Source organism: Micromonospora sp. NPDC050686, assembly GCF_040654475.1.
Classification (GTDB): domain Bacteria; phylum Actinomycetota; class Actinomycetes; order Mycobacteriales; family Micromonosporaceae; genus Micromonospora.
The window spans coordinates 1-21,068 of sequence record NZ_JBFAID010000047.1; the positions used below are offsets into that span (position 1 = coordinate 1).

Sequence of the window (21,068 nt, forward strand, 5' to 3'; positions counted from 1 at the left end):
GGAGGGACGAGTGCTCACCCACCGGCGGCTACCACCGGACGAGTCTGCCTGAGGCCGACCCGCAACACTCATTAGGAGGGGCCCCCGCTTAACGCGTCTGGTATAGGCGGGGGCCCCGGCAATCACTCTCGGCGGGGCGCGACCGGCTCACGTCGAGTTCGGGTCGGTGAGCCGCCAGGCCGCGTTGATCAGCCCGATGTGCGACAGGGCCTGCGGGGTGTTGCCGAGCTGCCCGCCGGTGGACAGGTCGATCTGCTCGGCGAAGAGGCCGACATCGTTGGCCTGGCCGAGCACCTTCTCGAACAGCGCCTGGGCGCGCTCCCGCTCCCCGGCCATCACCAGGCACTCCACCAGCCAGAACGAACACAGTACGAACCCGGCCGGGTCGGTGGCCCAGCGCCGCACCAGGCCGTCGTCGGTGCCCAACTCCCGCTCGATGACCTCGATGGTGGAGCGCATCCGCGGGTCCCGGGCGTCGAGGAAGTGCACCACCGGCAGGAACAGGGCCGAGGCGTCCAGCTCGGCGGAGCCGAAAGCCCCGGTGTACGCCCCGATCCGCTCGTTCCAGCCCTCCCGCAGCACGGTGGCCCGGATCTCGTCCCGGATGGCCGCCCACCGGCGCGGGTCGGCCCGCTCGCCCAGCCGGGGCGCCAGGGTTACCGCCCTGTCCAGCGCCGCCCAGCAGAGCACCTTGGACGACAGGTAGTGCCGTTCGATGTCCCGGGTCTCCCACATCCCCCGGTCCGGCAGCCGCCAGGTCGTCGCGACCTGCTCGGCCAGCCCGATCACCATCTCCCGCAGTTCCTCGTCGAAGGTCTCGCCGAGATAGTCGTGCAGCAGCCAGACCGCCGAGATCACCTCGCCGGGCACGTCGAGCTGGCGCTGCTGCCAGGCGTCGTTGCCGACCCGGACCGGCCGGCTGGCTCCCCAGCCGCGCAGGTGGTCCAGCGCGTGCTCGGAGATGTCGCGCTCCCCTTCCAGGCCGAACAGCACGGGCACCGGCCGGTCACCGATCCGACCGATCGAGCGGGCCGCCCAGGCGAACAGCCGGGTGGCCTCGTCCGGGCAGGCGGCCACCCAGAACGCGCGCATGGTCATCGAGAAGTCGCGCAACCAGGAGTAGCGGTAGTCGTAGTTGCGGTCGCCGCCGATTCGCTCGGGCAGCGACGTGGTCAGCGCGGCCGCGACCGCGCCGCTGCGGGTGTACGTCAGGCCGGTGAGCACGGTGGCGCTGCGCCGGACCGGTTCGGGGTACCGGCCCTCGTAGCGGTGCGTCTCCCGGTACGCCTCCCAGGCCCGTACCGTCTCGGCGAGGGTGAAGATCGGGTCCAGCCGGGCCGGCGGCCCGCCGTACGCCGGGGCGTACGCCAGGTCGAAGCCGACCACCTGACCGGCGTCGACCTCGAAGTCGTGCCGGACCCGGTAGGGGTCGGCGCGCAGCCGCAGCGTGCCGCCGCGCAGGATCAGCGTGACCGGGCCGGCGGTGGCCAGTACCGCGCCGTCGTCCTGCTCGTGCAGGTACGGCGTGAGCAGGCCGTACTCCGGCCGGGGGGCGAAGTCCAGCCGCATCCGGACCCGGCCGCTGAGCCCTTCGACCACCCGCACCAGCACCGCGGGCGAGTTCATCCCCAGCTGGTGTCCCCGGGCGCCGACCTCGGCGGCGAGCGCGTCGGTGACCGCGACGCTGCCCTCCGGGGTGTGGTGCACGGTCCGCAGCACCAGCGTGTCCGGGTGGTACGACCGCTCCACCTGGCTGGCGGCGAGCGGGGCGAGCCGCCAGTGACCGGCGTCGGGGTCGAGGACCCGGCCGAACACCGACGGGCCGTCGAACCGGTTCGGGCACCACCAGTCGACCGAGCCGTCCCGGCCGACCAGCGCGCCGGAGCGGCAGTCGGAGAGGAACCCGTAGTCGGAGATTGCCGGCTGCTCCACGGGCGCCGGGTACCCGTCTCGCGCGCCGGGATGCTTCCGGCGGAGAGGCGACCGGACGGCGGGGTCAGGAGGTCGGCGGCTCGTCCTCGCCGGCGGCCTCGGCCGCGTCGGCCTCCTCCTTGGTCCGGTGCACCACCTGGTCGGCGTGCTCCGGCGGCCCGTAAACGGTGTAGAGCACCAGCGGGTTCGGCCCGGTGTTGACGAAGTTGTGCTTCGTGCCCGCCGGCACGACCACCAGGTCCCCCGCGACGACCTCCTTCTTCTCGCCGGCCACCCGGGCCTCACCGGTCCCACTGACGAAGGTGAGGATCTGGTCGATGCCCTCGTGGACCTCCTCGCCGATCTCGCCGCCCGGCGGGATGGTCATGATCACCAACTGGCTGTGCGCGCCGGTCCAGAGCACCTGGCGGAAATCCGGGCTCTTCTCGGCGACCGTCGCGATCGTGTAATGCTCCATGCCGCGCTCATACCCGGTCCGGCGGCAGATCACGCCGGGACTCGCAGATGGTGGAATTCGCCACGGTTCCCAGGTTTGCCCGCGTGCGAACGGGGGATCGAGTGCCTATGACCGGTGCGGGCCGCACCGGTCGGTGCCAGGTCCCCGCCGACGTACTCGCCGTCGGGCTGCGGTGGTGGGAGACGGCCGAGCGCGGCGACGTTGGGACTCGGGTCCGGCGGCGCCGTGCGCTCGTCTGCACGCCGGGGGCCTTCCGCGTAAGGGTTCCCGGGCCGAAAGGGCCTGTGCGCAACGCTTCCACCTGGCTACATTGAGGTATGGTGCCCGCCTACGTGGGCCGGGCGGTGGACCCGGTCTACCGGCCCGTCCTCCCGGGCCGGCGGGGCGAGCTGGAGGCGCTCGGTCATCTCGACCCGGCCGCGCTTCCGCTGCTCGCCCCGGTCCTGGCGCTGTCGACTGTGGACGCCTCCGTTGTGGACGGCCTGCGCCGGCTGCCCGAGGGTCTGCTGCCGGCGGTCGACGTCTCGGCACTGCCGGAGGGCGCCGCCGCCGAGGTGGTCCGGCTGGGCGTACCGCTGGTCCCGGTGATCGGGCTGGCGGAGGGGGACCGCCGGTTGCTGGCGCACGGGGTGGCCGCGCGGGCGTACGCCCGCCGGGCGGTGGTCCGGCTGCGCACCGGCCAGGACCGGGCCGGCCCGGATGCCACGACGGCTGCGGTGGAACGGATCTGGCGGTTCACCGGCCTGGTGCCGGAGCAGTGCGACCTGCTGATCGACGCCGGGGACGTGTGCTGCCCGGCGGACGTACGGCAGGCCGAGCCGCGGGCGCGCCGGCTACTGGACTGGGCCCGCCGGCACGCCTGGTGCTCGGTGACGCTGACGGCGGGCGGGCTGCCGCCGTCCCTGGCCCGCCTGCTCACCGACGAGCCGGTACGGCTGCCGCGCTGGGACTGGCTGCTCTGGCAGCGGCTGGCCGAGCTGGGCGTCGGCTTCGGCGACTACGGGGTCGGCTGCGCGGCGCCGGGCGCGGGGCCGGCGGGTGACCGGCTGCCCACGGTGGCGTACACCGGGGACGGCGAGTGGTGGGTCTACCGCTGGTCGCGGCGGGGTGGGCGGGGCGACGAGCGCTTCGCCGACCTGTGCCGGGCGCTGGTCGCCGCGCCGCACTGGCCGGCCGCCGGGGCGGCGTTCTCCTGGGGCGACCACGAGCTGCTGCGCCGGGCGCGCCGGGGGGCCGGCGCGAGTTCCGCCGCGAACTGGACCGCGTGGAGCACCTCGCACCACCTGGCGTGGGTGCTGCGTGCGCTGGCGGGCCCGGGCCCGGAGAGCGGACCGGGCCCGTGGCGGACGGGCCGCGACACCGAGCGTGGGCGGCCCGCCCGGCGGATCACTCCTTCTCGCTGAACCCGAACTGGACGACCCCCTCGTCGTCAACCGTAGCGTCGACCGAGGTCTCGCCGAGCAGCTCGGCCGCGTCGGAGTCGAGGAAGATGCGGGCGCCCTGGTTGTCCACCACCTGGTCGCCCTGAGCCGGCTGGGGCACCAGTTCAATGGTGAGCGAGCCGGCCTCGGTGTCGGCGGCGATGCGCAGCCCACCGGACGGGGCGACGTCCTGCTGCACGGTGAGGTCGCGGATCACGAGCACGGCGTTGTCGGTCATGGTGAGCATGCTGAGGACTCCTCGTGGGTGTCGGATCGCGGCCGTTCGACGGGGCCGCAGACGGCCCGCGCGTCGGGCCGAAGGCGCGGGGCCGGAAGGGCCGCCGCGGGCGGGATCGGGGCCGACCGGGGCCGTCCCTCATCTCCACCGTGCCCCCTGACCAACCATCCGTCAAATAGAGCCGGGTGACTCGACGCCCGCCGACAGCGGGGGCGTTTCCACCCGGACATGTCGGATCCGTCCTTATGCTGAGGTCATGGATGGTGCTCACGTACCGGATCGCCCAGTTCGCCGGCGGCACCGTCGCCAGCTTCGTGATCTGGGGGCTCACCTGATGGGGTGACGTGGTGGACCAGACCGGGCGGTGCCCCCGTGCCTCGCGTACCGCCCGACCGTCGGTAACAAATCTTCACCGCCGAGGCTTCTCTGACAGAAAACTCCGTGCGAACATCGACGGATGCAACGACGTCTCTTCACCCGAGGGCTCGCGCTGACCGCGCTGCTCGTCGCCACCGCCGGCGCCGGCGCACCCGCCACCGCCGAATCCCCCGACCCGGCGCAGACCCGGTTGCACGCCGCCATCGACGCGGTCCTCGCCGACTCCCGGCTGGACGGGGCGCAGGCCGGGGTGGTGGTGGTCGACACCACCACCGGGGAGACGCTGTACGACCGCAACGGCGACCGCCGGCTGGTGCCCGCCTCCAACACCAAGCTGCTCACCTCCGCCGCCGCGCTGGCGCTCCTCGGCACCGGCCACCGCTTCACCACCGACGTGCGCAGCACCGGAAACCGCCGCGCGGGGGTGCTCTCCGGCGATCTCTACCTGCGCGGCGGCGGGGATCCGACGATGCTCGCCGCCGACTACGACGCGCTCGCCGCCCAGGTCGCCGCCGAGGGCGTACGGATGGTCACCGGCAAGCTGGTCGCCGACGACACCCGCTACGACGACACCCGACTCGGCCCGGACTGGACCTGGGACGACGAGTCCTACTACTACGCGGCGCAGGTCTCCGCGCTGACCGTCGCGCCGGACACCGACTACGACGCGGGCACGGTGATCATGCGGGCCGCGCCCGGCGGCGCGGCCGGTGACCGGCCGGCGGTGACCATGACCCCGGCCAACAACTGGGTGAAGATCGACAATCGGGCCGTGACGGTGACCGAGGGCGGCACCGACCTCTCCTTCGAGCGGGAGCACGGCGGCGACACCGTCGTGGTGACCGGCCGGATCGAGGTCGGCGACGACCCGGTGGACGAGTGGATGACGGTGTGGGAACCGACCGGGTACGCGGCGGACGTGTTCCGGGCCGCGCTGCACCGGCACGGCATCCGGGTACTCGGCCCGACGGTCCTCGGCCGGGCCACCCCGACCGAGGCGGCCCCGGTGGCCCGGCACGACTCGATGCCCCTCGGCGAGCTGATGACGCCGTTCCTGAAGCTGTCCAACAACGGGCACGCCGAGGTGCTGACCAAGGAGATCGGGCGGATCATCTCCGGCCGGGGCACCTGGTCGACCGGCCTCGCCGCGATCAGCGAGTACGTCGCCGACGCCGGCATGGACACCGGCACGCTGCGCCAGCGCGACGGATCGGGCCTGTCCCGGCGCAACCTGATCCCGCCGGCCGAGTTCGTCTCGCTGCTCACCGCGGTCCGGGACGAGCCGTGGTTCGACACCTGGTACGCGGCGCTGCCCGTCGCCGGCAACGCCGAGCGGTTCGTCGGCGGCACGCTGCGCAGCCGGATGCGGGGCACCGCCGCCGCGAACAACGTGCACGCCAAGACCGGCAGCCTCACCGGTGTCTCCGGCCTCTCCGGCTACGCCACCGACGGCGACGGCCACCTGCTGGCCTTCTCGATCGTGCTGAACAACTACCTGGCGTCGTCGGTCAAGAGCCTGGAGGACCAGATCGCCATCGCGCTGGCGTCGTACCGGGTGGCGAGCCCGACCACGGCGCGGGTGGCGGTCCCGGTCGCGCCGCAGACCCCCCGCGTGCCGGAGGGCCTGGAGTGCTCGTGGGTGAAACCGATCGCCTGTTGAGCCACCGCCGGTGCCCCGGGCCGGGGGGCCGGGGCACCGGCCGGATCAGGCCACCGGCCGGGTGGGACGGGACGCCACCGGCGCCACCGGGTCGCCCCGCTCCACCAGTGCGTCGATCTCCGCCGGCGGCAGGCCGCGCAGGGCCAGCACCCGCCGGCCCCACCGGTGCAGCCGGCACGGGTAGGGGCTGGCGTCGTTGCGGCACACCGTGCCGCCCGACCAGCGCCGTGGCGCGTGCACCACCACCGCCCGGACGGCGAACTGGACGTCCTCGCCGGTCACGTACGGCGGCAGCGGGATCTCCCGGAGCACGTCGTGACCGCCGGACGGCGTGACGGGTCGGACGGCACTGTTGGTCATCGAACGGGCCTCCACAGAGGATGGTCGGAGCCGGACAGCCAGAAGTTACGGCCAGGTGACCGGCGGGCGACGGACAAACTGTCCCGCGCCCCGACCCCCGAGTCAGGCCCGTTCGAGCACCACCACCGGGATCTCCCGGTCGGTCTTGGTCTGGTACTCGTCGTACGCCGGCCAGATCGCGGTCATGGTGGCCCACATCCGGGCCTTCTCCCCGCCGCTGGCGGTACGCGCCCGGACCGGAAAGGTCTCGGCACCCACCTGCACCTCGGCCCGCGGATCGGCCAGCAGATTCAGGTACCAGGCGGGGTGCTGCGGGGCGCCACCCTGGGAGGCGACCACCAGGTAGTCGTCGCCGTCGCGGCCGTAGATCAGCGCGGTGCGGCGGAGCTTGCCGCTGCGCCGCCCACGGGTGGTGAGCAGCAGCGTGAAGACACCCGGTCGCCACTCGTGCCCCTCGACACCACCCGTCTCGACGTACCGGTGGATGTGGTCGGCGACCCAGCCCTGCGGGCTGTCCAGCACCCGCTCGCTCGACGTCATCGTCTCCTCCAGCTCTACGATCCCGCCCGAGACGCTACCCGGGTCGACCCGGGCCGGCCGGCTGATCGACGCGGCTCAGCGCAGCGCGAGTGCCTGCAGGTTCACGTTGCCGCACCCGGTGAAGGACTCCTCGGCGGTCCACGAGATCAGCACCTTCGCGCCCCGGGCCGCCTGAAACCGGATGGTGAACTGCGCCGTGTGGGTGGTGTGCGGATCCTCCAGCCGCAGCGTGGTGGTCGGGCCGCCGCCGGAGAGCCGCACGTCCAGCCGGCCGCGGGCCATCCACACCCCGGCGTAGAGCACGGCGGTGCGGGTCGTCCCGTCGCCCGCCACCGACAGCCGGAAGCCGTTGCCGACGTCGCACACGTAGACCCCGGTCATGGTGGCGTCGATCCGCTCCACCGGATCGCCGTCGCGCCAGCCGTACCCCTCGGGGTTGGTGTCGTAGCCGCCGCGGGCGCCGGGGCCGCCCTCGTCGGCGATCTCGCCGGAGCCGCCCCGCTTGCGCACCGGCGCCGCCCCACCGCCCAGGCCCCAGTGCACCCAGTCGGCGCCGCCGACGGCGGTCAGGTCGACCACCGCCGGCACGTCGGCCTGGCTGACCGCGACCGCCGGTGCCGGTGGCGGTGCGGGTGACGGCGCGGGCGGGCGGCTGGGCCGGGCCGGGGGCGACGGCGCGGGCGGCCGGGTGCTCGGATGCTGCTGTCGGGGCCGCAGTCCGGGCGAGGCGGGACCGGCCGACGCGCCGAAGGTCGGCGGGGCCGGGAAAGCGGCGCCGGGCAGCCCGCCTCCCGGCGGTGCGCCGGCGTCCGACGGGTCGGCCTCCCGGTCGCGCACGGCGCCGAGGTAGTTGACCAGGGCGATCAGGCAGGCGAGCACGGCGATCCCGACCAGCACGTCCACGCGACGCCGGCCACGCCCGGTCGGCGCCAGCCGGTGTACGCCGTGGGCGTTTCCGGTGCCGGCCGTCCCCGGTCCGCCCCGCCGCCCGCCGGCCCTCAGCGGCCGCAACTCACCGGCCCGGTCCCGCTCCGCCACCCGCACCTCCGTCTCCCGGTGCTCCCGACCCCGCGGCACGCGAGGCCCCTCACGGTGCCATCGCAGCGGCGCGACGCGCCATATGTCGGACGGTGGGCGTTTCCAGTTCGTTACCATCCGGTATTACCGGTGCTGGTCGCGCCCCCGGGACCACGGGCCCTGCCGGGCGGGCCTGCGGGCTCAGCCGATCCGGAAGCCGAGCGCCTGGGCCAGCACGACCGCCTGCTCCGGGTCGATCAGCGCGCCGGCCCGCTCGACGGTGCTCGGGTCGAGCGCGCTCAGGTCGCTGCCGCGCAGGTCGGCACGGGTGAGCCGGCACCCGTCGAGCTGCGCGCCGGAGAGGTCGACCCCGGTCACCGTGGCGTCGGTCAGATCCGCCCCGGTGAGGTCCGCCTCCCGCATCCGCGCCCCGGTGAACCGCGCGTCGCGCAGGTCGGCGCGAGTCAGGGTGACGAAGGACCAGTCCCCGCCGTCGACCCGCAGCGGTCGCAGGTCGCAGTCGGTGAAGGTGCTGCCGACCAGCTTGCAGCCGGTGAACTCGGCGTCGAAGAAGTTGCACCGGCGGAAGGTGCAGCGGATGAAGGCGGAGGCGGCGTGCCGCGAGGCGTTGAAGCGCACGCTGCCGAAGTCGCACTCGGTGAACACCGCGCCCTGGGTGAGCGCCTCGGTCAGGTCGACCCGCTGGAAGGAGCAGCGGACGAACTGCCGGTCCACCAACTCCTCGGCGTACCAGTCGTCGTCGTGGAAGGCGGTGTCGTCGAAGGCGGTGTCCTCGGTCAGCTCCGGCACCGGCCCAGGCTAACCCACCCACCGACACCCTTCCGGTGCCCGCCTACCCGCTAGTAGGTTCGACGGGTGACTGTGGCGCGAACCATCGACCCGGACCAGATCGGCTTCGACCCCGCGCGGCTGGCGCGCATCGACGAGCACTTCGGCCGGTACGTCGACGACGGCCGGCTGGCCGGGTGGCAGATCGTGGTGACCCGGCGCGGCGAGGTCGCCCACTCAGCCACGTACGGGCTGCGCGACCGGGAGGCCGGCACGCCGGTCGAGGCGGACACGCTGTGGCGGATCTACTCGATGACCAAGCCGCTCACCTCGGTCGCCGCGATGATGCTCTGGGAGGAGGGCCGGTTCGAGCTGACCGACCCGATCAGCCGCTGGCTGCCGGAGTTCGCCGACGTTCGGGTCTTCGACAAGGGTTCGCTGCTCAAGCCGTACACCGTGCCGGCGGTCGAGCCGATCCGGGTCTGGCACCTGCTCACCCACACCGCCGGCCTGACGTACGGCTTCGCGCAGACCTCGGTGGTCGACAGCCTGTACCGGAAGGCGGGCTTCGACCTGGGGGTGCCCCCGGGCGCGGACCTGGCCGCGGCCTCGGCCGGCCTGGCCCGGCTGCCGCTGCTGTTCCAGCCGGGCACGAGCTGGAACTACGGCGTCGCCACCGACGTGCTGGGCCGGCTGGTGGAGGTGGTCTCCGGGCAGTCCCTGGACGCGTTCCTCGCCGAGCGGGTGCTGCGCCCGCTGGGCATGACCGACACCCGCTGGTGGGTCGACGAGGCGGACGCCAAGCGGCTGGCCGCCCTCTACGCCCCGCACCCGGCCACCGGGCAGGCGGTCCGCGCCGACGGCATCGGCCGGGCCGCGCTGACCGAGCCGAGCTGGTTCTCCGGGGGCGGTGGGCTGGTCTCCACCGCCGCCGACTACCACCGGTTCACCCAGTTGCTGCTGCGCGGCGGCGAGCTGGACGGGGTCCGCCTGCTGGGCCCGCGCACCGTGCGCTTCATGACCCGCAACCACCTGCCCGGCGGCGGCGACCTGGCCTCCTTCGCCCCGGCGGGGTTCTCCGAGACGATCCTCGACGGCATCGGCTTCGGGCTGGGCTTCGCCGTGGTGCTGGATCCGGTGCCGTCCCGGGTGCCGAGCAGCGTCGGCGAGTACTACTGGGGCGGCCTGGCCAGCACCGCGTTCTGGGTGGACCCGGTGGAGGAGGTCACGGCGCTGCTGTTCACCCAGCTGATGCCGTCGAGCACCTACCCGCTGCGGTCGCAGCTGCGCCAGCTGGTCTACTCCGCGCTGATCGACTGAGCCGTTACCGCCCGCCGACACCCGCCACCTCCATAGCCTGGGAGGCGGACGGCATGGGGGCGGGAGGCGGTCAGGCGATGAGCAACGTGGTGGTGTTCGGTGCCGGCGGCACCGCGGGGTCGCGGATCACCGCCGAGGCGTTCGACCGGGGGCACCGGGTCACCGCCGCGGTGCGGCGCCCGGAGGCGACCAGCTACCTGCCGGCCGGGGTACGGCTGGTCACCGGCGACGTCACCTCGGCGCGCAGCGTACGGGAGCTGGCGCCGGACGCTGACGTGCTGGTGGTGGCGATCGGCGGCGGCGACGACCGGTCCCTGTGGCGCGACGCGGCGCAGAACCTGGTCACCGTGCTGCGCGACGTGCCGGCCCCGCCGCGGATCATCCATGTGGGGGGCGGGTCGACGCTGCTCACCCCGCAGGGCACCCCGTTCCTCGACGAGCCGGACTTCCCCGACGAGTACCGGGAGGCGGCGTTGGGGCAGGCCGACGCGCTGGCCGTCTACCGTACCGCCGCCGACGGCGTGACCTGGACGTACGTCTCGCCACCGCCGCTGGAGTTCCACCCCGGCGAACGGACCGGCCACTACCGGACCGGCACCGAGCAGCCGGTGACCGACGCGCAGGGCCGCTCGGTGCTGACCTACGAGGACCTGGCGGTGGCGGTCGTCGACGAGATCGAGCAGCCGCGGTTCGAGAACATGCGGTTCACCGCCGCGTACTGAGCGCGGTTCAGTCGGCCAGCCGGGCGGGGAAGCCGCCGGTGGCGATCGGCCCCCAGCCGTCGATGGTCACCCGGATCAGCGACTTGCCCTGCCGGACCATCGCCGCCCGGTACTCGTCCCAGTCGGGGTGCTCCCCGGAGATGCTGCGGAAGTATTCCACCAGCGGTTCCAGTGCCTCAGGCAGGTCCAGCACCTCGGCGGTGCCGTCGACCTGCACCCACGGGCCGTTCCAGTCGTCGGAGAGCACGCAGGCCGAGACCCGGGGGTCGCGCCGGATGTTGGTCACCTTGGCCCGCTCCGGATAGGTGGAGATCACCAGCCGGCCCTGCGCGTCGACGCCGCCGGAGACCGGCGAGGACTGCGGCCGGCCGTCAGCCCGGGTGGTCATCAACAGCACCCGGTGCCGGGGGCGGAGGAACTCGGTCAGCGCGTCCCGGTCGACGCGGGTGTTGCTCGCGATGCTGCGTGCCATGTGTCGGTTCTACCAGCCGGCGGAGCCGGCCGCCCGGGCCGGGAGCCGCGCCGGTCAGTGCGGGTGGCCCAGGGCCCGGCGGGCGGTCGCCTGGTTGGGGACCCGGGGCCGGCCGCTGGGCCGCCAGGCCCGGCCGTTGGCGTAGATCACCCGGAAGCCCAGGTACGAGGCGAGCGGCGCCCAGTGCGCCGAGCCCATCCGCAGCTCGGCGGCGTTGTGCCGCTGGCCGTTGGCGAGCACGTCGAGCAGCACTGTTTCGAAGGCGGCCGATTCGACCCAGTCGACGTCGCGGGTGAAGCCGCAGATCAGAGCGGCTCCGGTGACCTCCAGGAAATCGCGCAGCGTGGCGTCGGAGGCGCGCAGCACCGAGCAGCTGCCGAAATAGAGCCGCCGCCCCTCGCACCGGCCGGCCATCCGCTCCGCCACGTCGGTCAGCTCGACGGAATCCCAGTCGGTCAGGCAGAGCCGGCTGGGTTCGCCGTGCATGGCGAAGAAACCGACCCGGTAGTCGGCGTACTGCTTGAGCAGCCAGCGGTCCAGGAAGTAGAAGAGCTCGTCCCGGGTGGCGGCGTCCTTGTGGATGAAGCGGATCCGGCCGAGCCGTTCGAGCAGTTCCAGCGTGGGCAGCACCGAGCCGCGCTCGTTCAGGTCGCGGTGCCACTGCCCCTCGACGCAGAAGACCCCTCCGCGCGCCACGCCCACCTCCCCGTCCGCAGGCCCGCCGTGACGGTACCTCGCGATGCGGAAGGGACGGGAGTCACCCTCGGTGGCGGCACGCCGCCTTTGCGTCATGGCGCGAGTTTTCCGCCCGCCATCCCCTTTCGGCCGGGGTTCATCCCACGCTGGAGATTGGCGGTTCGCCCCACTTCCTCAGCTAGTGCCCAGGAACAACCGACATGAGGGTGAATTGTTCTCGTTCGCGGCTGAATGCGAGCAGGGCTTGCGAAGGTGAGTGATGACGGGACAAGCCCCGATGCCCGCCACTTCCATCCGCTCCGCACCCTGGAGGACTCCTGTGCGCCTGACCATCCTGCGGCGAGCCGCCGTCGCGCTCGCCCTGGCCCTGCCCGGTGCGGTGATCGCCACCGTGGCCGCCGCGCCGGCCGCCCATGCCGACGGCTGCTACACCTGGAAACGCACCCTCAGCCAGGGACGCACCGGCGCGGACGTCCGCCAGCTGCAGATCCGGGTCGCCGGCTGGGCGGGCTACCGGGACATCGTCGAGAACGACGGCCGGTACGGGCCGAAGACCACCGCCGCCGTACGGCGCTTCCAGGCCGCGTACGGGCTGAAGGCCGACGGGATCGCCGGCCCCAAGACCTTCGGCAAGCTGTACGAGATCCAGGACGACGACTGCACGCCCCGGCACTTCAGCTACGCGCAGCTGGACGACGGCTGCGGGCGCGGCGGGTGGACCGGCGGGCCGCTGTCCGCGTCACGCACCCGGTTCAACGCCGTCCGGATCATGTGGAAACTGGAGGCGCTGCGCCGCGGGCTGGGCGACAAGCCGCTCACCGTGTCCAGCGGGTTCCGCAGCCGGGCCTGCAACAACCGGGCCGGCGGGGTCGGGGACAGCCAGCACCTCTACGGCAACGCCGCCGACGTGACCGCCCGCGGCGCCACGCTCTGCCAGGTCGCCCGGCAGGGCCGCAACCACGGCTTCAGCGGCCTCTACGGGCCCGGCTACCCGGGCCACAACGACCACGTGCACCTGGACTCCCGGCGGGAGAACAACGACGACCGGTCACGCAACACGACCAGTTGGTCCGCGCCGAAGTGCGGGATCCGCGGTAGGTGAGCGACGCCGGCCCGGCCCCGGGTGGGGGTCCTGGGCCGGGCCGGCGTCGCGGCACCCGGGCGATCGGGCGTGCCCCCGATCCGAACACCACGGCCGCGGCGTCTTCCCGACGCCCGGCCGCGGCGGTCGTCAGCTCGCCCGGGGCCAGCGCGGCGTGGCGGTCGGGGCCGGCCGGCCGGGCCCGCCGGGCCGGAAGGCGGGCCGCACCCCGGGCGGGACACCCCGGCCGACCGGGCCGCGCGGGGCGGAGGCGACGGTACGGTCCGGGCGCGCCGGACCGTTGACCACGAACGGGAAGGGCACGTGCACGAACGGGTTGCCGTGCCGGATCAGCGCCTCGATCTGACGCTCGTTGAGCCCGTGGGTCTCCAGCACCCGCCGGCCCCACCGGTGCAGCCGGCAGGGGTACGTGGCGCCGTCGTTGCGGCACAGCGGTCCGGTCGGCCACTCCTCGGCGGCGTGCACGATGACCGCCCGCACCGCGAGCCGGACGTCCTCGGGGGTCAGCGGCGCCGGCACCGGCACCTCGCCCAGGATCAGGTCGATGGGATCCGTCGACTGCTCACCAACTCGCACGGCAGGCCTCCCGCAGCTCGGCATCGGTGACGGCGGAAGCGCCGTACCGCATCCTCGGCAGGTGGTACGGAGGGTGAGCGGCAGCGGTTCAACGCGCGGTCACCCGTCAATACGCTCACTCGTGAAACCATCATTGCTGAAACACTCACCCGTGAGTGTCTTCCGGCGGACCGTCCTCGGGGCGGAACCGGTCAGGCCAGGCCGGCGTCGTGCACGAGCAGGGCCACCTGCACCCGGTTGTTCAGGTCGAGCTTGGCCAGCAGCCGGGAGACGTACGCCTTGACCGTGGCCACGCTCATGAACAGCTCCGCCGAGATCTCCGCGTTCGTCCGGCCCTGGCCGAGTGCCACGGCCACCTCCCGCTCCCGCGCGGTGAGCCCGGCCAGCAGCCGCCGGGCCCGCTCCCGGCGGGCGTCCGGACCGGCGGCGGGCACCGGCGCCGTCACGTGCGCGATCAGCCGGCGGGTCACCGCCGGGGAGAGGGTCGCCTCGCCGGCCGCGACCCGCCGTACGGCGGCCACGATCTCGGCCGGCGGGGTGTCCTTGAGCAGGAAGCCACCCGCCCCGGCGCGCAACGCCCGCAGCACCTGCTCGTCGGCGTCGAAGGTGGTCAGCACCAGCACCTCGGGCGGATCCGGCGCGGCCCGCAGCGCCTCGGTGGCGGTCAGCCCGTCGACCCGGGGCATCCGGATGTCCATCAGGACGACGTCCGGGGCGTACGCGGCGACCGCCTCGGGCACCTCGGCGCCGTCGGCCGCCTCGCCGACCACCTGGACCTCCGGCACCCCGCCGAGGATCATCGACAGGCCGGCCCGGACCAGGGCGTCGTCGTCGACGATCAGGACCCGGACCGGGGGTTGCCCGGCGCTCACGCGGCGGGCCAGGGCAGCCAGGCGGTCAGCCGGAAGTCGCCCTCGGCGTCGCGCCCGTGCTCCAGCCGGCCGCCGGCCAGACCGACCCGCTCGGCGACGCCGACCAGCCCCGTCCCGGTGCCCGGGATGGCCACGCCCGCCGGCTCCCCCACCGGCCACGGGTTGCGGATCTCCACCGCGAGGCCGTCCCCGGGGCCGCCGGCGAGCCGGACGGTCACCACCGCCCCGGGGGCGTGCTTGCGGGCGTTGGTCAGCCCCTCCTGCACGATCCGGTACGCGCTGCGCCCCACCGCGACCGGCACGCCGGCCGCGTCGACCACCTCGTCGACCACGCAGACCCGTACCCCCGCGGCGCGGGACTCGGCGACCAGCGTCGGCACCTCGGCCAGGGTGGGCTGGGGCCGCTCCGGGCTGGCCGTCTCCCCGACGCCGGGTTCGGCCCGCAGCACACCGATCACCTCGCGCAGGTCCTGAAGGGCGGCGTGGGCGCTGGACCGGATCACCCCGGCCGCCCGGGCGACCTCGCCGGCCGGGGCGTCGGGCCGGAACTCCAGGGCGCCGGCGTGCAGGCTGAGCAGGGAGATCCGGTGGGCGAGCACGTCGTGCATCTCCCGGGCGATCCGGGTGCGTTCCAGCTGCCGGGCCTGGGCGACCCGGAGCTGCTGCTCGGCCTCGGCCCGTTCGGCGCGGTCGCGCAGCGAGAGCACGAGCTGCCGTCGGGCCCGGACGAACAGCGCCCAGGCCACCATGACGCCGATGAACATCACCGTCCAGGCCATGGACGCCCAGAACGACATCGTCGGGTCGGGCCGGATCGCAACGTAGATCGGGTTGGTCAGCAGGTGCCAGCCGACCAGTGCCGCACCGACCACCAGCGGCTGGTGCACCACCACGGTGAACAGGATGATCAGCAGAGCCGCGCCCGCGCTGACCGAGAAGAGCGCCAGCGGCGCGGTGGCCACGGCGAGCCCGACCGGCCAGCGCCGGCGCAGCCACAGCGCCGCCGCGACCAGCACACCGATCACCAGGTCGACCTCGTTGAGCCACGGCGGCCCGACGTTCAGCGCGACCTGCGGGTCCGGCGACAGCGAGTCGCTCCAGGACAGCACCACCCAGCCCAGGGCGATGAGGAAGGCCAGGCCGTCGACGAGCCAGTCCCGGGGGGTGCGGCGCACCGCCCGGGCAGCGGGCGCCGCCGGGGCCAGCGAGCCCGGCAGCAGCCAGGGATGATCCGGTACGACGGCGCTGCTCACCAGCCCATGCTAAGGAGCCGCCGGCCCGGTCCACCAGCTACCAAAGTCGACGCCGACCATAGACCGGGGACGGTGCCCCGCTCGACCGCCGGCCGCAGCGCCCGACCGGGTGGCGCCGGCAGGCTCGACACATGATCGAAGTCGACCACCTCACCAAGCGGTACGGCCCGCACCCCGCCGTCGAGGACGTCTCGTTCCGCTGCGAGCCGGGGACCGTGACCGGATTCCTCGGGCCCAACGGCGCCGGCAAGTCCACCACCATGCGCATGATCTGTGGCCTCACCCCACCGACGGCGGGCAGCGCGACGGTGGGCGGGCGGCCGTACCGCCGGCTGCCCAACCCCGGCCGGGAGGTCGGGGTGCTGCTCGACGCCTCCGCCCAGCACGCCGGCCGCACCGGCCGGGAGGTGCTCGCCGTGGCCGCCCGGACGATGGGCGTGGACACCCGGCGGGTGGCCGCCACGCTCGACCTGGTCGGGCTGAACCCGGCCGCGGCCCGGCGCCGGGTACGGGCGTACTCGCTGGGCATGCGGCAGCGGCTCGGCCTGGCGCACGCGCTGCTCGGTGACCCCCGGGTGCTGATCCTCGACGAGCCGGCCAACGGCCTCGACCCGGAGGGGATCTTCTGGATGCGCGGCCTGCTGCGCGACTTCGCCGACCGGGGCGGCACGGTGCTGCTCTCCTCGCACCTGCTGCGCGAGGTGGAGGCGGTCGCCGACCGGCTGGTGGTGATCGGCGGCGGACGGGTGGTCGCCCAGGGCGGCCGGGACGAACTGCTCGCCGGTGCCGGCACCCTGGTCCGCGCCCGTGATCCGCAGGCCCTGCGGCTGACCCTGGACCGGGCCGGGCTGGACGCCACCGCCGGCACCGACGGCGGGTTCGTGGTGCGGGCCGAGGCGGGCGCGGTCGGGCAGGCGGCGGCGGACGCCGGCCTGGTCCTGACCGAGTTGCGGTCGGCCGACACGGGCGGCCTCGAGCAGTTGTTCCTCACCCTCACCGCCGGCTCGTCGACGAAGGAGTCCGTGAAATGAGCACCGACACCACCGCGCCCCCCGCGCCCGCCGTCCCGGTACGCCCCGCCGACCGGGCACCCACCCTCGCCCGGCTGACCGAGGTCGAGCTGCGCAAGCTGGTCGACACCCGGGCCGGCCGCTGGCTGCTGATCACGATCGGGGCGATCGCGGCCGTCATCGTCACCGTGCAGCTGTTCGTCGTCGCCGACGAGCAGCAGACGTTCACCGATTTCTTCACCCCGTCGCTGCTGCCGGTCGCCCTGCTGCTGCCGGTGGTGGGCATCCTGTCCATCACCGCGGAGTGGTCGCAGCGCACCGCGCTGACCACGTACGCGCTGGTGCCCCGCCGGGAGCGGGTGGTGGTGGCCAAGCTCGCGGCGGTGGTGCTGGCCGCGCTGGCGTCGGTGCTGGTGAGCCTGGCGGTGGCCGCGGTCGGCACGCTGCTCGCCGGGGCCACCGGCGCGACGGGCAGCTGGCAGTTCGAGTGGTCACTGCTGCTGCACGCCGCGGTGTTGCAGGTCGTCAACGTGCTGATGGGCGCGGCGTTCGGGTTGCTGCTGCTGAACACGCCGCTGGCCGTCGTCAGCTATCTGCTGCTGCCGACCGTCTGGACGATCCTCGCCTCGATGGTGACGGCGCTGCGCGGGCCGGCCCGGTGGCTCGACACGTCGGCGACGATGGAACCGCTGTTCGGTCCCGACGTGACCGCCGGGCAGTGGGGCCGGATGGCCGTGTCGTGGCTGGTCTGGGTGGCCGTACCGGTCGCCGCCGGCCTGCTGCGCACGCTGCGGCGGGAGGTGTCCTGACCGTGTCGGGGCAGGACGGGGACGACGCGGTCACGGTGGACGGCGGCACCGGCGAGCTGGCGCTGATGTGGGGCGGTTTCCCGCTGCTCGGCGCCGGCGCGGGCTGGCTGTTCGCCACCGTCGCACCGTGGGTCGCCACCGAGGTGCGCTGGGTGCCCTGGCGCGGGCTGTTCCGGGCGGTCGCCGAGCTGCCCGACCGCCGGGCCATGGTCGGCGCGGTCGCCGTCGGCGTCCTGGCCGGCCTGGCGGTGGCCGTGGCCGGCACCCGGGAACGGCTCACCGTCACCGTCGACCGGCACGGGGTGCGGTTGCGCCGGGCGGGCGACGTCCAGGAGTTCCCGCGTACGGCGGTGCGGGCGGCCTTCCTCGACGACAAGGCGCTGGTCCTGCTCGGCGCGCAGGAGCAGGAGCTGGTCCGGGAGCGGACCGACCTCGGCGGCGCGCGGCTGGCGGCGGCCTTCCGGCGGCACGGCGTGCCGTGGACGGAGCGGGATCCGCACCGCGACGCGTACCGGCGGTGGGTGGCGGGGCTGCCCGGGCTGCCGGCCGGAGCGGACGCGCTGCTGCGGGCCCGGCAGCGGGCGGTCGAGCGGAACCGGCGCGGCGACGCGCGGGAGCTGCGGATTGAGCTGGCCCGGCTCGGCGTCGTGGTCCGCGACGAGCGCCAGCGGCAGTACTGGCGGCTGAGCGGGACGGCGGGCCCGGACGGGCCGGCCGGGACTCCTGAGTCGACATACCAGCCGCCCGGGGACAGCTGATCGGGTGATTCCGTCAGCAGTTTGCGGATAGATAGGACAAAGCCCTAGATAACGCTTTCAATGGTGGGCACGTCTGCCCTACTTGAAGGAACGTTGCATGAGAAGACTGTGCCGCCCGAAGCTGCTGTTGGGAACCGCCGCGCTCGTCCTGTCCGCGGTGCTGGGCTCACCGCCTGCGGCGAAAGCCGATGACGGCGCCGTCCGGTACCACCAGACGTCGGTGGCCGCGGCGCACGACGAGGCGGGCCAGCCGACCTGGGCCTCGGACGAGGCGAGCGGCGCCGGCGCCGGCCAGCCCGCCGGGGACGGCGCCGGCCAGCCGCCCGGGCCCGAGGATGGCGGCCAGCACCCGGGGGCTCCCGGCGCGTCCGAGTGGGGCGGCCAGCAGCCGGGGACCCCGGGCGGGTCCGAGTGGGGCGGCGGGGCCCCGAAGGCCGAACCCGTCGCACCGACCTGCTTCGAGACCGTGGTGAAGCGGGCCGGCGAGGACTCCTGGACGGCCACCCTGCACTGGAAGGGGAAGCCGCACTGCCGGGAGACCTTCACCGGCCCCGTCTCGATCTTCTACACCGAGGGCGTCGACGAGGCGAACCCCGAGCGCCCCGACCAGCGGGGCAGGTGGACCAGGGTCGCCGGCGACGTCCGGGTGGACCCGAACGGCGGGTGGACGTCCACGCCGATCCGGCTCATCTCCACCGGGGAGTGGAGCCTGAGCGCCGTACCTCGGGACAACAGGTTCTGGCTCGTCGACGTCGTCCGGATCCCGGCGAAGGGATCGCCGTCGGCCGGCCCAGCCAAGCTCTTCCACCGGCCCAAACTGCCGCAGACCGGCACCTCCGGGACCTCGTTGCGGCTGCTCGGCGCGACCGGGTCGGGCGGCCTGGCCATCGGGACGCTGCTGCTGGTGGCCACCCGCCGCCGGCGGCACGTCGCGGCGCGCTGACGGCCACCGAGCACGCTCCATCCTGGAAGTAGTGGCCTCGCGACCCGGCGAGGCCACTACTTCCCGGTTCTCGGGGCGTCAGCCAGGCTCGACACGAGGTCCGGTGCCGGACAGCGCCGGACCGCCCGTTACCGTTCCCGGTCGGGGAGGTATCGGTGTACGTCGTATCGGTTATCAACTACAAGGGCGGGGTCGGCAAGACCACGGTCACCGCCAACCTCGGGGCCGAACTGGCCAACCGGGGAATGAAGGTGCTGCTGATCGACCTCGATCCGCAGGCCAGCCTGACGTTCAGCCTCTACGACCCCGACGACTGGCGGGACCGGCTGCGCGACGAGCGCACCGTCAAACGCTGGTACGACGGCCTGCGCGGGGACACCCCGGCGGTGACCCTCGGCGAGCTGGTGGTCTCCCCCGGCCCGGCCAACGCCCACCTCAAGGGCGCCGGGCGGCTCGACCTGATCGCCTCGCACCTGCAACTGGTCGACATCGACCTGGCGCTGGCCCGGGGCGTGGCCGACGGCGAGGAGTACGACGCCGAGCTGTTCCGGGTGCGCGGCTCGCTCGACCAGGGCCTGCACGACCCGGCGCTGGCCCCGTACGACCTGGTGCTCATCGACTGCCCGCCGAACTTCAACGTGGTCACCCAGTCGGCGATCATCGCCAGCGACCACCTGCTCATCCCGGCGAAGGCCGACTACCTGTCCACCCTCGGCATCGACTACCTGCACGGCAACGTGCGGGAGCTGGTCGAGCGGTACAACGCCGACTCCCGCCGGTTCGCCCGGATCCGCCGGCACCACAAGGTGGCCCCGGGCATCGCCGGGGTGGTGTTCACCATGATCCAGCTGATGGCGCAGCGCCCGATCGCCGCACACCAGGGCTACATGGACCAGGTGCGGGCGCTGGGCGTGCCGGTCTTCCCCACCGCGCTGCGGGAGAACGTCACCCTGTTCGCCACGAACACCCCGCGCGGGGTGCCGGTGGTGCTGCGCGACCGGGTCACCGTCACCCCGGTACGCGAGGAACTGCGGCAGATCACCACCGAGTTCTGGGACCACCTCCAGCCGGCCGGGACGGCCGCATGACCGACCCGACGCGGGCCGCGCTGGCCCGGGTGGCCGAGTTCCTGGCCGGCCTCACCACCGCGGAGCTGACCGACCTGGCGCAGGGCCGCGCCCGGCTGGCCGTACTGCCGGTGGCCGCTCCCCCGCCACCGCCCGCCGGGGCCGCCCCCGCACCGGTTCCGGCCGACCACGTCGAGGACGGGCCGGCGGCCCCGGCCCGGCCGGTGGGCGCGGGCCCGGACATCGAGCGGGCGCACGCCGCGCTGTCCGCCATGTCCCGGCGCGCCGACGGTACGGCGTACCTGGCCGGCTGGACGGCGCGGGACCTGCGGGCGCTCGCCGCCCGGGCCGGGTTGCGCGGGGTGACCGGGCTGCGCAAGGGCGAGCTGATCGAGCGGATCGTCGACCGTGCCATCGGGTTCCGGCTCGACTCGGCCGCCGTCCGCCGCCGCTAGACCGGCCGGCCACCGACGCCCCATCGAGGTCGGGACGGCCACTCGGCGTCGCCTGGATCGGGCCCTTGTGGTCGATCGAGCGGGATACCTCAGAGTCATAAATATTCCTCTGAGGTATCGCCGTCTCCGGGGTCATCGAGACGCCAGACCTCACTCGAGCCCGGCCGGCGGGCGGTGACTCCGCGCCGCCCCGTGGCGGGGCGGCCGGCGGCCCGCCGGAC

Annotated in this window: 23 protein-coding genes; 11 read left to right on the forward strand and 12 right to left on the reverse strand. The window is 74.1% G+C overall.

Features of this window, described 5'->3' with window-relative positions; genetic code table 11:
• Positions 1–147: 147 nt before the first annotated feature.
• Positions 148–1,932, reverse strand: coding sequence for a glycoside hydrolase family 15 protein (locus AB0H57_RS24985; RefSeq protein WP_357510370.1), 1,785 nt, complete (start codon positions 1,930–1,932; stop codon positions 148–150).
• 64 nt (positions 1,933–1,996) lie between these two features.
• On the reverse strand, positions 1,997–2,389 hold the full coding sequence (locus tag AB0H57_RS24990) for a cupin domain-containing protein (protein WP_357510372.1): 393 nt from the start codon (positions 2,387–2,389) through the stop codon (positions 1,997–1,999).
• Positions 2,390–2,706: 317 nt separating this feature from the next.
• On the opposite strand from AB0H57_RS24990, the gene AB0H57_RS24995 reads away from it, so the two are divergent.
• Positions 2,707–3,792, forward strand: coding sequence for a hypothetical protein (locus AB0H57_RS24995; protein WP_357510374.1), 1,086 nt, complete (start codon positions 2,707–2,709; stop codon positions 3,790–3,792).
• Here AB0H57_RS24995 and AB0H57_RS25000 read toward each other — a convergent pair.
• Positions 3,776–4,057, reverse strand: a complete 282-nt coding sequence (locus AB0H57_RS25000; protein ID WP_357510376.1) for an iron-sulfur cluster biosynthesis family protein — start codon at positions 4,055–4,057, stop codon at positions 3,776–3,778. The two genes, AB0H57_RS24995 and AB0H57_RS25000, sit on opposite strands and share 17 nt — an antisense overlap.
• Positions 4,058–4,505: 448 nt before the next feature.
• Here AB0H57_RS25000 and dacB point away from each other — a divergent pair, with 448 nt between their 5' ends.
• Entirely contained in the window at positions 4,506–6,086 is a 1,581-nt protein-coding gene (gene dacB, locus AB0H57_RS25005) for a D-alanyl-D-alanine carboxypeptidase/D-alanyl-D-alanine-endopeptidase (RefSeq protein ID WP_357510378.1), read from the forward strand.
• Positions 6,087–6,131: 45 nt separating this feature from the next.
• On the opposite strand, the gene AB0H57_RS25010 is transcribed toward dacB, so the two are convergent.
• From AB0H57_RS25010 to AB0H57_RS25025, 4 genes are all read right to left on the reverse strand, one after another.
• Positions 6,132–6,446 carry a hypothetical protein gene (locus AB0H57_RS25010; RefSeq protein ID WP_357510380.1) on the reverse strand — a complete coding sequence of 105 codons (315 nt, stop codon included), beginning with the start codon at positions 6,444–6,446 and terminating at the stop codon, positions 6,132–6,134.
• A gap of 102 nt (positions 6,447–6,548) precedes the next feature.
• A complete protein-coding gene (locus AB0H57_RS25015; protein ID WP_357510382.1) occupies positions 6,549–6,986 on the reverse strand; it encodes a nitroreductase family deazaflavin-dependent oxidoreductase in 438 nt (145 codons plus the stop codon).
• 75 nt (positions 6,987–7,061) lie between these two features.
• Positions 7,062–8,063, reverse strand: coding sequence for a hypothetical protein (locus AB0H57_RS25020; RefSeq protein ID WP_357510384.1), 1,002 nt, complete (start codon positions 8,061–8,063; stop codon positions 7,062–7,064).
• A 141-nt stretch (positions 8,064–8,204) separates the two neighbouring features.
• Positions 8,205–8,813, reverse strand: coding sequence for a pentapeptide repeat-containing protein (locus AB0H57_RS25025; RefSeq protein ID WP_357510386.1), 609 nt, complete (start codon positions 8,811–8,813; stop codon positions 8,205–8,207).
• A gap of 66 nt (positions 8,814–8,879) precedes the next feature.
• On the opposite strand from AB0H57_RS25025, the gene AB0H57_RS25030 reads away from it, so the two are divergent.
• Positions 8,880–10,112 (forward strand): serine hydrolase domain-containing protein, encoded by a 1,233-nt coding sequence (locus AB0H57_RS25030; protein WP_357510388.1) that lies wholly within the window; start codon positions 8,880–8,882, stop codon positions 10,110–10,112.
• A 77-nt stretch (positions 10,113–10,189) separates the two neighbouring features.
• Positions 10,190–10,834, forward strand: coding sequence for an NAD(P)H-binding protein (locus tag AB0H57_RS25035; RefSeq protein ID WP_357510390.1), 645 nt, complete (start codon positions 10,190–10,192; stop codon positions 10,832–10,834).
• Positions 10,835–10,841: 7 nt separating this feature from the next.
• Here the strand turns inward: AB0H57_RS25035 and AB0H57_RS25040 are convergent, their stop codons facing one another.
• Entirely contained in the window at positions 10,842–11,306 is a 465-nt protein-coding gene (locus AB0H57_RS25040; RefSeq protein WP_357510391.1) for a PPOX class F420-dependent oxidoreductase, read from the reverse strand.
• Between the two features lie 54 nt (positions 11,307–11,360).
• Positions 11,361–12,002 carry a hypothetical protein gene (locus AB0H57_RS25045; RefSeq protein WP_357510393.1) on the reverse strand — a complete coding sequence of 214 codons (642 nt, stop codon included), beginning with the start codon at positions 12,000–12,002 and terminating at the stop codon, positions 11,361–11,363.
• Positions 12,003–12,321: 319 nt separating this feature from the next.
• Between AB0H57_RS25045 and AB0H57_RS25050 the strand changes: the two genes are divergently transcribed.
• A complete protein-coding gene (locus AB0H57_RS25050) occupies positions 12,322–13,104 on the forward strand; it encodes a D-Ala-D-Ala carboxypeptidase family metallohydrolase (RefSeq protein ID WP_357510395.1) in 783 nt (260 codons plus the stop codon).
• 129 nt (positions 13,105–13,233) lie between these two features.
• On the opposite strand, the gene AB0H57_RS25055 is transcribed toward AB0H57_RS25050, so the two are convergent.
• The 3 genes from AB0H57_RS25055 to AB0H57_RS25065 all read right to left on the reverse strand — a co-directional run bounded on the left by AB0H57_RS25055 (position 13,234) and on the right by AB0H57_RS25065 (position 15,805).
• On the reverse strand, positions 13,234–13,680 hold the full coding sequence (locus tag AB0H57_RS25055; RefSeq protein ID WP_357510397.1) for a hypothetical protein: 447 nt from the start codon (positions 13,678–13,680) through the stop codon (positions 13,234–13,236).
• A gap of 191 nt (positions 13,681–13,871) precedes the next feature.
• A complete protein-coding gene (locus AB0H57_RS25060; protein WP_357510472.1) occupies positions 13,872–14,573 on the reverse strand; it encodes a response regulator transcription factor in 702 nt (233 codons plus the stop codon).
• A complete protein-coding gene (locus AB0H57_RS25065) occupies positions 14,549–15,805 on the reverse strand; it encodes a histidine kinase (protein WP_357510399.1) in 1,257 nt (418 codons plus the stop codon). Before AB0H57_RS25065 ends, AB0H57_RS25060 begins: the two co-directional genes overlap by 25 nt.
• A 131-nt stretch (positions 15,806–15,936) precedes the next feature.
• On the opposite strand from AB0H57_RS25065, the gene AB0H57_RS25070 reads away from it, so the two are divergent.
• The 6 genes from AB0H57_RS25070 (at position 15,937) to AB0H57_RS25095 (ending at position 20,847) form a co-directional block, all read left to right on the forward strand.
• The gene (locus tag AB0H57_RS25070) at positions 15,937–16,836 is read left to right on the forward strand and encodes an ATP-binding cassette domain-containing protein (protein WP_357510401.1); all 900 of its coding nucleotides are present in this window, start codon (positions 15,937–15,939) and stop codon (positions 16,834–16,836) included.
• Positions 16,833–17,624: an ABC transporter permease gene (locus AB0H57_RS25075; RefSeq protein WP_357510403.1), complete on the forward strand. Its 792-nt coding sequence runs from the start codon at positions 16,833–16,835 to the stop codon at positions 17,622–17,624. Before AB0H57_RS25070 ends, AB0H57_RS25075 begins: the two co-directional genes overlap by 4 nt.
• 2 nt (positions 17,625–17,626) lie before the next feature.
• Positions 17,627–18,382 carry a hypothetical protein gene (locus tag AB0H57_RS25080; protein ID WP_357510405.1) on the forward strand — a complete coding sequence of 252 codons (756 nt, stop codon included), beginning with the start codon at positions 17,627–17,629 and terminating at the stop codon, positions 18,380–18,382.
• Positions 18,383–18,479: 97 nt separating this feature from the next.
• Positions 18,480–19,325 carry an LPXTG cell wall anchor domain-containing protein gene (locus tag AB0H57_RS25085; RefSeq protein WP_357510407.1) on the forward strand — a complete coding sequence of 282 codons (846 nt, stop codon included), beginning with the start codon at positions 18,480–18,482 and terminating at the stop codon, positions 19,323–19,325.
• A 155-nt stretch (positions 19,326–19,480) separates the two neighbouring features.
• Entirely contained in the window at positions 19,481–20,413 is a 933-nt protein-coding gene (locus AB0H57_RS25090) for an AAA family ATPase (RefSeq protein WP_357510409.1), read from the forward strand.
• Positions 20,410–20,847: a Rho termination factor N-terminal domain-containing protein gene (locus tag AB0H57_RS25095; RefSeq protein ID WP_357510410.1), complete on the forward strand. Its 438-nt coding sequence runs from the start codon at positions 20,410–20,412 to the stop codon at positions 20,845–20,847. Before AB0H57_RS25090 ends, AB0H57_RS25095 begins: the two co-directional genes overlap by 4 nt.
• Positions 20,848–21,068 lie beyond the last annotated feature (221 nt).